The 12324-nt window shown below is 61.4% G+C and carries 10 protein-coding genes; 3 read left to right on the top strand and 7 right to left on the bottom strand.

Annotation, left to right across the window (positions count from 1 at the left end):
• Positions 1-125: 125 nt before the first annotated feature.
• From ASC97_RS02785 to ASC97_RS02775, 3 genes are all read right to left on the bottom strand, one after another.
• On the bottom strand, positions 126-1172 hold the full coding sequence (locus ASC97_RS02785) for a DUF1254 domain-containing protein (protein ID WP_082529856.1): 1047 nt from the start codon (positions 1170-1172) through the stop codon (positions 126-128).
• A gap of 209 nt (positions 1173-1381) precedes the next feature.
• Positions 1382-1933 carry an alpha/beta fold hydrolase gene (locus ASC97_RS02780; protein ID WP_057466805.1) on the bottom strand — a complete coding sequence of 184 codons (552 nt, stop codon included), beginning with the start codon at positions 1931-1933 and terminating at the stop codon, positions 1382-1384.
• 80 nt (positions 1934-2013) lie between these two features.
• The gene (locus ASC97_RS02775; protein WP_057466804.1) at positions 2014-3420 is read right to left on the bottom strand and encodes a DUF1254 domain-containing protein; all 1407 of its coding nucleotides are present in this window, start codon (positions 3418-3420) and stop codon (positions 2014-2016) included.
• Between the two features lie 274 nt (positions 3421-3694).
• Here ASC97_RS02775 and ASC97_RS02770 point away from each other — a divergent pair, with 274 nt between their 5' ends.
• Both ASC97_RS02770 and ASC97_RS02765 read left to right on the top strand, forming a co-directional pair.
• Positions 3695-3913: a hypothetical protein gene (locus ASC97_RS02770; RefSeq protein ID WP_057466803.1), complete on the top strand. Its 219-nt coding sequence runs from the start codon at positions 3695-3697 to the stop codon at positions 3911-3913.
• 194 nt (positions 3914-4107) lie between these two features.
• Positions 4108-5544 carry a DUF1254 domain-containing protein gene (locus tag ASC97_RS02765; RefSeq protein ID WP_057466992.1) on the top strand — a complete coding sequence of 479 codons (1437 nt, stop codon included), beginning with the start codon at positions 4108-4110 and terminating at the stop codon, positions 5542-5544.
• An 85-nt stretch (positions 5545-5629) separates the two neighbouring features.
• Here the strand turns inward: ASC97_RS02765 and ASC97_RS02760 are convergent, their stop codons facing one another.
• Genes ASC97_RS02760 through ASC97_RS02745 form a run of 4 tightly spaced genes read right to left on the bottom strand, consistent with a single transcriptional unit; the run spans position 5630 to position 11120 of the window.
• The gene (locus ASC97_RS02760) at positions 5630-6289 is read right to left on the bottom strand and encodes a ribbon-helix-helix domain-containing protein (RefSeq protein WP_057466802.1); all 660 of its coding nucleotides are present in this window, start codon (positions 6287-6289) and stop codon (positions 5630-5632) included.
• 1 nt (position 6290) lies between these two features.
• Positions 6291-7580 carry an HlyD family type I secretion periplasmic adaptor subunit gene (locus ASC97_RS02755; protein ID WP_057466801.1) on the bottom strand — a complete coding sequence of 430 codons (1290 nt, stop codon included), beginning with the start codon at positions 7578-7580 and terminating at the stop codon, positions 6291-6293.
• Positions 7577-9739 (bottom strand): type I secretion system permease/ATPase, encoded by a 2163-nt coding sequence (locus tag ASC97_RS02750; RefSeq protein ID WP_057466800.1) that lies wholly within the window; start codon positions 9737-9739, stop codon positions 7577-7579. Before ASC97_RS02750 ends, ASC97_RS02755 begins: the two co-directional genes overlap by 4 nt.
• A gap of 19 nt (positions 9740-9758) precedes the next feature.
• Positions 9759-11120 (bottom strand): TolC family outer membrane protein, encoded by a 1362-nt coding sequence (locus ASC97_RS02745; RefSeq protein WP_057466991.1) that lies wholly within the window; start codon positions 11118-11120, stop codon positions 9759-9761.
• 452 nt (positions 11121-11572) lie between these two features.
• Between ASC97_RS02745 and ASC97_RS02740 the strand changes: the two genes are divergently transcribed.
• Positions 11573-12199 carry a GGDEF domain-containing protein gene (locus ASC97_RS02740; protein WP_244481382.1) on the top strand — a complete coding sequence of 209 codons (627 nt, stop codon included), beginning with the start codon at positions 11573-11575 and terminating at the stop codon, positions 12197-12199.
• The last annotated feature ends 125 nt before the right edge of the window (positions 12200-12324 follow it).

The raw sequence follows: 12324 nt of genomic DNA, 5'->3' as shown, positions 1-12324 counted from the left end.
CGCAAGTGCATGGCGGCAACACATGCCGCAAAAGAGCCTGGGTGCAAGGCGGAGGACTGGCATCCCGCCGGCAGCGGAGACGATTCACCGCGGCTCCGCCATTGCGAGGCCCTCGCGGCAGCCGTTCAGTCGGCGACAACCGGGTCGGGAAATGTCCATTTCCCCTTCAGGATTTCGTTGCGGGGACGGTAAAGTCTTGCGGTGTAGTTCCATCCCGGCATGATCGGCAGGCAGTTGACGACCTTGCCGTCGCACCCACCGAACTGGATGTCGGTCGAGCCGTCCGCGCCTTTCCTGGCTGTGATGTTGTTGAGCGAGTACGCGTCGAGGTCGTTCTTCTGGAAATAGCCTTGCGCATTGTAGAGGCTGACGGACCAGAAGCCGTCCACCGGAACGTCACCGAGGTGGAGCTTGTAGATCGTCTTGCCGTCGTTCTTCGACGGCGTGAAGTTCAGGTAAATCGCATCCTTGCGGGGATTGCCGCCCCATGTGGTCGCCGCCGATACCAAATGCTGGATCGGATCGACCTGTTCCCTGGTGCCGAACGCGTGGCTCGTATCGATCATCGTGGTTCCCAGCTCGATGAGAGACTTGCGTATCCTGCTCTGGCTCTCCTGATCCCACTTGGGCATTTCGAACACGCCGACTGATTTCTGCTTTACCTTCAAGGCGTCCTGAAGGGCATGGGCGGCGTCCAGGTCCTTGGGCAACGCTGGATCGACCAGCGTACGCACGCCAACCAGTACATAGCGCGTGCCGATGTCTTCCCTCGTTAAGGTGTGAGGGCCGGGCTTGTAGGCTGCCGGTGGCGAATACATGTCCTCGCTGACCGCCTGCAGGGACATGAAACGCTTGCCGGCGTCCGGAAGCGTGATCGTCACCGGTCCGGCGTCGAGATCGAACACCGCCGCCGAATACAGCGTATCGCGGTTCTGTCGGATGATTGTCTGCGAGTCGACCGGAGAGAGTTCGCGGTGATGCTCGAACTTGCCGAAGCCACCTTCCTTCAATGCAACGGCGCTGAGGTAGAGGTCGCTCTCGGCGCGGACGAAGTTCTCCACGGTCACCGGTACGCTGTCACCCGGGGTGGCCGATGTCTGCGCAACTGCTGCGCCGGACGAGAGGAGAAGTGCTGCGGAGAATGCCGTTCGAAATCTGCGCGTCGAGGTCATAGCCGGCTCCCTGTTCCAGGCGGTGGATGCTAAGACGCAATCCAATGACGATGGAAGTACGCAACGGTAAACGCGGGCGTAAACGGGTGTCCATTGGGGCCGCGGGTGGGAGAGCGAGGTTTGCGGTCGAGCCAGAAGAAGACATGTGTCGAGGAACCGATCGCTAGAACGCGATGTCCGATTTCCCAGGTACGAGCGGTGCCGCCCGCCTAACCGACCGAACGGATGTCGCGCGCGACGTCGCTCATATCGTCGTTGAGCTGGTGATCCCTGCGTTCCAACGTGCGGACCACGGCGTGCGGAAGCGCTTTCGCATAGAGACGAACATGGGCACTCGGCACCTCGGCATCGTCGGCACCATGATAGAGAAAGAGGGGAATACCGGCCGGAAGACGCCCGGAGACGTCCTGGAAATCGCCCATGTCCTCGCTCGGCCATCCGCCTTCGCCGATGAAGGGCGCGGCGATGACGTACAGCCCGCCGAAGCGACGGTGCGGCGGCTGCTCGGCCAGCATCTGGATCAGAAAGGCGCCCCCGAGGGAGTGGCCAACGAGAATTGCTCCGTCTTCGAGGGACCTGAACTCTCTCACCAGCGCAGCCTTCCAGGCCGGGTAGCCAGGATCGTCCTCGCCGGGCATTCGGGGGTAGCGGACGGTATAGCCGTCGCCGAGTTCGCGCTCGAGGCTCGCCACGAGCTTGCTGTCCCAGCGATCGTGGGTTCCTTCGCCGGCTCCTTGAACGAAGAGGATCTGCCTAGCCATCGCACCAGTTTATTCGGCAGCTCAGCCGGACACAAGACCGGCTGGCCCACCCGCATGCGGGGCAACGCGGTCTTCGATCACTATTTGCGCACGCGCTCTGCGTCCGGCAGCACCCAGGTCTTGTCGAAGAGCGCTTTCGTCGGCGCATAGAGCCGGAACATGAGTTCGAAGTCCCGTTTCGGGTCGGTCGGGATCCAATTGGCATCCTTTCCCTTCGGCGCCTCCGGCCCAAGGAAGAGATCGACCGAACCATCGGCATTCTTCGCAAGTTCCTGTATCTGGGACGAACGGCTGGCGCGGGGCATGTTGCGGATCAGCGCATGCGTTCCGCGATCGTATGCCGTCAGCGACCAGTATTGCTCGACCGGCACGTTAGCCGGGACATTGAGGCGATAGGTCTTCGACCCGTCAAAGGACTTCCCGTCCTTGTCCTTGATCGAGATAAGGTAGAACTGGCCGGCTCCGAGACGCTTGATCCCCACGTAGACGTAGCTGTAGGTCAGGCCCCTGATATCGACGGGGTAGGCGTCAGGCTCGTCGAAAGAGGCGACCGCAGCCTTGACCAGATCCGGGTTGGCCGGAAAATTCCAGCGTCCCTTTTCATAAAAAGGTATCAAGTCCGTATCGTATTTGGCTTCGAGCCATTGCTGCGCTTCGTGGATTCCAGCCTCGAGCTGCTTGGTGGTTTTTGCATCCGGCTTGTAGGACTTGCCCTTCTCGATGCCCAGCGTCTTGAGCTGGTCGATCATGACCCTGTCGCGCGGCAGCCACGGCTCAGCCTGAACGATGCGGTCGAGATTTTTGAAGAAGCTGGCGTCGTAGCGGATGGTCGAATCGAACAGAACGTCCCTGGCGTCCGTAAAGACGGTCTCCGGAGGGTTGGCGGCCTGAGACAGCGGATAGACCTTCAATCGCTTGGCATAGGCGACCGACCTTGAAATATCGGCGTCGCTGTGGCTTGCGAGATTGGAACGGAGCAGCGCGTATCCGCCATAGGTGTTCGACTTCAGAGGGATATAGCCGTCGGGAATCCGATCGGTGTAGCCGGGCGGCAGGATGAGATATTTTCCACCCTTGCCCTGGTCGGCTCCCGATGGCCCCGCATCTTCAAGCGGCATCTGCCACGCGTCGACGATGTTGCCGTTGATAGATCCGCCTTCGGCCGGCGGAACTTCTATGACAACAGGTCCGACATCCCTCGTGTCGGTAAAGGTCATCAGATAGATGGCGTCCGGATTGGGCGTGAGCGTCTGATTGTGCCAATCGAGGGGGCGCGACCAAAAGACGATCTGGTTGACCTTGCCCTTCGTCTTGGTCAGCATCTCCTGCAGCATAAGGTCATAATTGACGGCTGGAATGCCCCAGATCGCAGCCTCCACGGCGCGGCGTTCGATCGTACGCTCCGCCAGTTCGCGTGGGGAGAATGCAGCGGCGGCTGACGCAACCGCGGCGGTGGCTGCCATCGCGGCGAACAATAGTCTCAGCATAGGTGCTCCTGCCAGCGGTTCAGGGTGACAACATCCTATGAAATGCAGCGTGCACGGAAGTACGTTACGGTAAACGCGGACGTAAAAATCATCGATTTGGAGACGTTGTTCCGCCTCTCCTGGGCAACGCGCGATTGCGTCGCGAGCCGGGGGCAATGGCAGGCTCCGGCCGAGGTTTGGATTGAGACGCAGGCGCCGGTTGGTGTATTGAACCGATTGCCGCGGCACGGATTGGCGCGTGGCTGCAGCGCAACGCCGGGGAGTGCGACCATTCATGGCCAACGACAAGCCAGACATCATCGCCATTCTCAAGGCAATTGCCGAGAGCCCGAAGCGTGACAACAGCGCGTATCACCGCGCCATCGCCGAAGCCCGCCAGGCCTTCGAGAATGCGGAGACCGCGCTGGGCGGGCCGGTTCGGCTGAAGACCAGGACCAAACAGAAACGCAGCGGCGAATATGTCGTGAAGTGGACCTTCAAGCGCCAGAAGTGACGCGAACGAGGTCGCGTTCCAGGCAGCACTTCGTGAACGGGAGCCGCTCCGTGCGACCATATCCTTTTGCTGTAGTCCTACGCCCACCTCTAGTCCTAGCAGGCAATATTAGGGCATGTTAAAAAATCTGCGGGGGCATGATGTTGGCAACTGGCCAGATCCGCTCGGGAGAAACACGCCCCGTGGAGGTCACGATGAAAGTCACGCGCCGCACCGTGTCAATCGGCGGTCTCGGTCTGCTTGCAGCCGGCTCGCTTTCGCCTGCACTCGCCATCGACGATCCGCTGCTCGACCCGTTCGAGGGCAAGAGCGACTTCTGGCTGGCGGTCGAGGCCTACATCTACGGCTATCCGCTGGTGACGATGGAGATGACGCGGCGGGTGATCACCAACGTCGCCAAGGTCAAGGGTACCAAGGGGCCGATGGGCCAGATCATCAAGGTCCGGGAGTACCCCGATTCGTCCTTTACGGACGTGACGGCACCCAATGCCGATACGCTCTACACGACCGCGTTCATCGACGTCGGCAAGGAACCCTGGGTCTTCTCGTTCCCTGACATGAAAGACCGGTACTTCCTGTTCCCGATGCTCGACGGATGGACGAACGTCTTCGAGGTGCCCGGGAAAAGGACCACGGGCGGCGGCGCGCAGGCCTACGCGATCACGGGTCCCGGATGGCGGGGTAAACTGCCAGAGGGCGTTACCGAGTACAAGTCGCCGACGAGTATCGTCTGGATACTCGGACGCATCTACTGCACCGGCACGCCGGAGGACTACAAGGCGGTTCACGCAGCGCAGGACCAATGCAAGCTCGTGCCGCTCAGCGCCTACGGCAAGGACTGGACGCCGCCGCCCGGAAAGGTCGATCCCAAGATCGACATGAAGACGGCGGTCCGCGAGCAGGTCAACAAAATGAACGCGGTCGAATATTTCACGCTGCTGTGCAAGCTGTTGAAGACCAACCCGCCCGCGACAGCCGATGCAGAGATGGTCGCAAGGATGGCCGAGATCGGCATCGTACCCGGCGAGGACTTCGACAAGAGCAAGCTCGATGCGTATTTCCTCAGGCGTATTCCGGACATCGCCTTCGGACGCATCATGCTGCACTTCAAGTTCAGCAATGGCGACGTCAAGGATATCAACGGCTGGGGCTACACGACCAAGACAGGCGTCTACGGGACCAATTACCTGCAGCGGGCTCTCATCGCCGCCATCGGGCTCGGGGCCAACCGCCCGGAGGATGCCATCTATCCCACGTCGACGAAGTCCAAGGACGGGCTTTTCTCGCGTGCCTATGCCGGGTCGGACAATTATGTCCTGACCTTTCCGAAAGGAAAGATGCCGCCGGTGAAGGGGTTCTGGTCGATCACGATGTACAACGAAAAGTACTTCTTCGTCGCCAATCCGATCGACCGCTATTCCATCAGCGCGCGGCAGGACCTGAAGGCGAACGCGGACGGATCGATCGACATCTACATCCAGAACAAATCCCCCGGCGCCGACAAGGAATCCAACTGGCTTCCCGCACCGAAAGGCAAGTTTATCCTGATGATGAGGCTCTACTGGCCCGACGACAATCCGCCGTCCATTCTCGACGGTTCCTGGGTCATCCCGCAGGTGAAAAAGGTCTGATACCTGGTGTTGTCAGGCAAGAATATCCCGAAAACCCGGGCGCGACCGGTATCGCGAGATCGCGATCAGTATCGCGAGATCGCGATCAGTATCGCGAGATATAGCCGATCAGCATCGACTTTTCGTGCGTCGGCGCCAGGGCCAGATTGATCTGGCCCTTCATCGTCTGCGTGCCGACGGCGATGGTGAAGCCGGTGTTCAGCGTCTTGCCCTTGTTGCGGCGCAGCGTCGCGATCGCCTCCTCGATCTGGGTATCCACCGAGAAGCGCAGCCCCTTGGTCAGCTGTGCGGTATCGCTCAGCGGCAGGCGCTGGCGCAGCATCGACAGGAAGGGATCGTTGAAGAACTGTACCTTCTTTTCCTGCGTGAGCAGGATCGCCGGCGATGGCGACGCCTGGATGATGGCGTTGATGTTGGCCATGGAGGAGATGTCCTCAACCGTATCCAGCCGGCGCAGCGCCCATTTCAGACTGAGCACGCGCAGGAGCGAGGCGAGGTTACCGGATTCCGGCATCTGGGATGCGGTGTATTGCACGAGATCGGCGGTCGTCATCCTGCCTGACGTCGACATGCGGCCGAGGCCATCCCAGTAGATCCGCTCGAGGCGAATGCCGCGGCGCTCGCCGTTGCGGCCGACGACAGCCCGGAAACGCGGCTCGATCTCTTCCGCGTCGAAGGCCGGCAAAGGCTCTTCGGCCGGCTCGAGATCGGAAACTGCGTTGCTGCCGGGCTTGACGATCAGCATTCTACCGCTCCGTCAGCGCTTCGGTGCGCGCCTTGTTGATCGGCTTCATGAGATAGCTGAGCACGGTCTTGCTGCCGGTCATGATTTCGACCGAGGCGACCATACCGGGGATGATGGGATAGGCCTTGCCGTTGCGCTCGAGCTCGGAGCGATCGGTCTTCACCTGGACGAGATAGTAGGTTTCGCCCTTCTCCTTCTCGACAAGGCTGTCGGCGGAGATGTTCTCGACGACGCCTTCCAGCCCGCCGAAGATCGAGAAGTCGTAGGCCGTGACCTTGACGATTGCGGGCTGGCCACGGCGGACGAAGGCGACGTCGCGCGGTGAAATCTTGGCTTCGACCAGCAATATGTCCGCCGTCGGCACGATGCCCGCAATGACGCGGCCCGGATCCACATAGGCGCCGATCGTGTTGACTTCCAGCGTGTTGACGATGCCGTCCACCGGCGAGCGGATATCGGTGCGCTTGACGCGGTCGGAGGCTCCGCGGACGGTCTCGTCGACCACCGACAGCTCGGCCAGCGCCTGCGCCTTCTCGGTCAACGCCTGCTGGCGGAGCTCCAGCGCCAGATCGCCGAGCTGAAGCTTGGCTTCCTGAACGGCGGCCTCGAGGCGATCGAGACTTTCCTCGTAGACCTTGAGCTGCCCCTGCTGATCGGTGAGATCGCGCTCGACCTTCAGCACTTCGGTCTGTGCGACCAGCTTCTTCTGCGCCAGCGGATGGATCAGGTCATACTGGCGCTGCGCGCCGTCGATGTTCTGCTGCAGCCGGTCGATGTTGGCATGCGCCTCGCTGCGTTCGTTCTCGCGCTGCCGGACGCGCTCCTGCAGCACGCCGAGCTTGTTCTGGTAGCTGGCGCGGTCGGCGGCGAACAGTTGCGCTTCGTTGGCGCACACCTCCTTGGCCACCGAAAGGATATCCTCCGGGCAGATGAACGGCACGTCGTACCTGCCGTCTTCCTCGAGCTTCAGGCGCGCGACCTTGGCGCCCAGGGCCCGCGCCTTCGCGACGGATTCGCCGAGCGACGAGGTCGTGGTAGTGTTGTCGAGCTGCACCAGAAGCTGGCCCTTGCGGACCACCTGGCCGAGGACGACGGCGATCTGCTGCACGACGCCGGGCTCGGAGGACTGGATGATCTGCGTCTTCGAGACGGGAATGACCTTGCCTTCGCCGCGCGCGATCTCGTTGATGTTGGCAATGGCGGCCCAGGCGACGAAGCTGGCGATGACCAGCGCCACCAGCGCCAGGATGCCACGCGCGAGAAGCGGCGGATTGTCGTGGCGATTGGTCATGACGCCTGCCCCGCCGGCTTGCGCTGCATCGCTTCGATGACGGCCTGTTTCGGCCCGTCCGCGATGATCCGGCCCTTGTCGATGACGATCAGGCGGTCGACCAGTTCGAGCATGCTGTAGCGGTGGGTGGCGATCAGCAGCGTCGTCTCGCGGCTGAAGGCCTTGGAAAGGCGGGCGATGAGGTGCCGCTCGGTCGCCAGATCCATGGCGCCCGACGGCTCGTCGAGGAACACGACCTTGGGCTTGGTCAGCAGCAGTCGCGCAATCGTCAGCGCCTGCTTCTGACCGCTGGACAGATTGGTGCCGCGTTCGCCCACCGGCATGTCGAAACCACGCGGATGATTGCCGACGAACTCGTCGACGCCGGTCATGCGGGCGACTTCCAGCAACTCTTCGTCGCTGGCATCGGCGCGGCCCATCAGCAGGTTTTCCTTGACGGTGCCCGAGAACAGATCGGATGACTGGCCCGCCACGGCGACGGCGGAGCGCACCTCGGCCATGTGATACTGGCGGATATCGACGCCATCGATCAGCACGCGGCCGCCCGACGGCGCAAACAGACCGTCAAGCAGGCGTCCGAGCGTGGTCTTGCCGGAGCCGATGCGGCCGATGATGCCGATCCGCTCGCCGGGAGCGACTGTAAAGGACAGCTTGTTGATCACGGGATAATCCGAGCCCGGATACTGGAACGACACATCCTGGAAACTGAAGGCGCCGCGGGCGATCTCGCGGTTGACGAAACCGACGGTCGACGGCCTGTCGTCCGGCTGCTCCATGATCTTGTCGAGGATGCGGAGCGACATCGTGGCCTGGCGAAAGCGGGCCAGCGTCATGGCGATCTGGCCGAGGGGGGCACCGGCGCGGCTCGCCAGCATCACGGTCGCGACGATTGCGCCCATGGCGATGCGGCCCTCGGAGAATTCGTAGGTGCCGGCAATGACGATCAGCACGCTCACCATCTGCTGCACGAACATCGTCAGGTTGATGGCGTTGGTGGAGACGTGCTTGATTTCCTCGCTGGTGCGGCTCGAGTACTTCGAGAGCTCCTGCCAGCGGCGCAGCATGGTCGCCTCGGCACGCAGGCTCTTCAGCGTTTCGATCGTCGAAATCGTCTCGACCAGCAGCGACTGGCGGCGCGAGGCCTCGTTGGCTGCGGTTGCCATGCGCTTGCCGATCGCTGCCTGGGCATAGAGACCGATTATCACGGACAAAAGGAAGGCGACGGCGGGAATGACCACCAGCCAGCCCGATATCAGATAGATGACGGCCAGGAAGATGAAGACGAACAGGCTGTCGATCAGCACGCCGATGGTGTTCGAGGTGAAGAATTCGCGTACGAACTCATATTGCGTGACGCGGTTGGCGTATTCGCCCGTCGACATCGGGCGCGAGGCCAGCGTCGAGTTCAGCACCTTGTCGAACAGCAGCTGCGACAGACGCAGGTCGGCCTTGCGGCCGGCGTAGTCGATCAGCGACGACCGTGCGGTCTTGAGGAGGAAATCGAAGACATAGGCAAGCGAAATACCGGCTGCCAACACCCAGAGCGTCGGGATCGCCTTGTTGGGCAGCACCCGATCGTAGACGTTCATCGTGAAGAGAGGCGAGCCGAGCGCGATCAGATTGATGAACAGCGCGGCGATCATGACGCGGACGTAGGTGCGCCAGTACGGTGCGAGCGTCGTGGCCAGCCAGTGGCGCTTCTCGATCTCGACGGCATTGCCGACCAGCGCCTCTTCCGAGGCATTCTGGTAGTAGAGCGTGAAGGCGAAGGCCATCTGCGGCCTGAGCGCGACGAACTCCTCGCGCGTCAGCCGGATGGGATTTCCGGCAACCGGGACGATTTCCGTCACGTAGGAGCCGTCCTCGCCGACTTCCAGCACCGGAAGCACGGCGCCGTCAGCGAAGGCGACGATCGCAGGGCAATCGAAATTCCCCAGGCGACAATCGCGCTCACGATGCGTGATGACCTGCAGGCCGATCCGCTCCGCCATCCGCTCGACGTCGTCGGAATCCAGCGATTCAGTCACCTCGTCCGGAAGTCCGGAGAAGAGAACGGTATCTGAGCTCGGCCGGCCATAGAACGCAGCCACTGACTTGAACGCGGCTTTGAATGTCTGGAGCGGCGTGCCGCTGGTCGTTTCTAGTGCTACGTTCAGCATGGTTCCATGGCCATCTCGACTATTGCTGTCGAATTGGCGCTAGGAGATCCAACGGCATGCCGGGGGTCTGATGAGAATTCAGCTCGACATATCCGGGATTCGGAACGCTCGCGGGGACAGCAAAATCTTGCCGCGCATACCCCTTGGCCTGCTCGACCGGCTTCAGCTTCATCGTCTGAAGGAGATTGCCGGAAGCGGCCAGGATCTTGTACTCGGCAAACAGGGAGGCGACACGCGCCGTGTCCGCGAGAACCTTGGTGTTGAACTTGGTGTTCTGCGCATCGAGAACGTCCAGCAACGAACGCTGTCCGACCTTGAACTGCTCGCGATAGGAGCCGACGAGCTGGTTGTTGATCTCGGCCTGCTTGCCAAGGATGCCGGAAAGGTCGCTGCGGCTGGCGCGCTCGTTCCAGGCGGACCGTACGGACTCCTGAACCTCGCGCTGGACCTGGGCAAGCGCATAGCGCTGCTCGCCGGCACGACGGATCTGTTCCTGCTCGCGGGCAACGTCGATGCCGCCGCGATAGAGATTCCAGCGGGCGACGACACGCACCTGGTAATCGTTGGTATTGCCTTCGTCGCCGTCGATATCGTCGCCGACACGCGCGGTGCCTTCGAGATTGACCTTCGGCAGATAGTTGGCGCGCGCGCCGCGGACGCCGGCGTCGGCGGCATCGATATCGGCATTGGCGGAGTAGATGCGCGGGCTGTTCTTGCCGGCGATGAAGACGGCATCGTTGAGCGTCTTCGGCAGGTACTTGGCCAGCGAAGGCGGGGTCGTCGGATTGACGATCGGCTCGCCGACAGCCTTGAGGAAGCGGATCTTGGTGGCTTCAAGCTCTTCCAGCGCCTCGCGCTGGCGTGCCTTGGCGGCCTGCAGACGTTCGTTGCCCTGGAGGCGATCGGCGTCGGTCAGGGCGCCGCCCTTGATGCTTTCGTTGATGTCGCCCACCATCGCATTGTGGAAGGCGACGTTGTCCTTCGCGGCCGCGACGATCTGGTTCTGGAGCATGTATTCGAGATAGTCCTGCGTCACCTCGAGGGCGAGCGCTTCGGAGCGTTCGAGAACCCGAAAGGAGGCGCCGTCGACGCGCGAAGCCTGCTGGTCGACCTGCGCCTTGCGGCCACCGCCATCATAGAGCGTCTGGCTGATCGTGAGGCCGACATCGCCCGGCGACAAGTAGTCGCTGTCGGAGGTCAAAGTACCGGTCGTGTCGTTCGACAGCCGGCGACGCCCGATACCAGCCTCAAGATCAACAGACGGCAAGTATAGGCCGCGCGCCTGGCGCAGCTCAAACTCGACCGCTTCGCGATTTTGCGCAGCCTGAAGTATCTGCGGGTTGGTTTTCATCGTTTTTTCGATTGCCTGCTGCAAAGACATCGCATTGGCATCGACGTAAAATGCAAAATTCAAAACAACGGTGGCAGACAGAGCTGCGAATATTCTTTTGTGCTTAAACAAGACGGATGCCCCTCAACATCAAAATTCACCGGCTACCCGTATACCGAAGAACTAATTACGGCAAACAAGTAACACCAATTTTTCCACATTCCAATTATCGCACGGGACTTTACTGCCGAGACAGTTAATTCCGCTGCAAAACGCTGCAAAGCTAGAATTTTACAGGTTTTTTTAAACCCGGCTTTTCCTGCTTCTGCTTATCTGGCGTTACTTTCAAAGGGACTCGACCCACAATGAATTTCGGCCAGCGTTACTCTTCCACCACACTGATTTCAGCTCTCCGGACAGCCGCAGTCGGCGCCTTTTGCTTTGCAGCGGGTTCCATCGGAGTTTTACTTATCTTAAACCTTGTCGTTCCGGATCGACCATTTTTGGTAGGATTTGCCGGAGCCACCGCTATTTCGCTTTTTGTTGCATTTCCGCTTCTGATCAGCCTGCATCTGAAGAATAGCGACATCAAAAAACTGCAGGAAACGGTCAACTATGCTCAACGGCACGACAGCGTTACCAAGGCGCTGAACGGCGCGGCCTTTGCCGCCGCTGTCGAGCACTACATCGACCGCCGCAAACGAATCGCCACGGACGCCGGCGGTGTGATGATCGCCGTCGTCATCGAGAGCCTCGACGCCATCAATCGCCGCTACGGCCCGCAATGGGCCGACACCGTCATGCAGTCGCTGGCGGCGATCATTCAGACCTCGGTCAGAAGCGGCGACCTGGTCGCCCGCCTTGCCTCCAACGAACTCGGCGTCTTCCTTCCGGGTGCCTCGGTCGAGAATGCACAGGACGTCGGAACCCGCGTTCGCCGTCGCGTCGCCGAGGCCGCATTCACGGCCGGCGATGCGCCGCTGTCGATCGACATCCGCCTCGGCGGCGCCATCTTCGAAGGTGCGACCGATTTCAATCATATCCGCCAGCTGGCCGACGAAATGGCCATGCAGCGCGGCGGCCCGGATGCGGACGAAGCCCTGCCGATCTCCAGGCTGCCCGCAGCATAGGCCGAGCGCGGCGTCTCTACACAATTCCGGACGCAAAGTCGCTGCGCACTTTTGCTGGAATTGCCTGAACACCGACGGCGCGCCGTCGCGCAACGAGAAAAAGGCGCTTACGCGCCTTTTTCCGT

It is taken from the genome of Rhizobium sp. Root1203, from assembly GCF_001424945.1.
Classification (GTDB): Bacteria; Pseudomonadota; Alphaproteobacteria; order Rhizobiales; family Rhizobiaceae; genus Rhizobium.
This window is presented reverse-complemented; position numbering and strand designations above follow the sequence as displayed.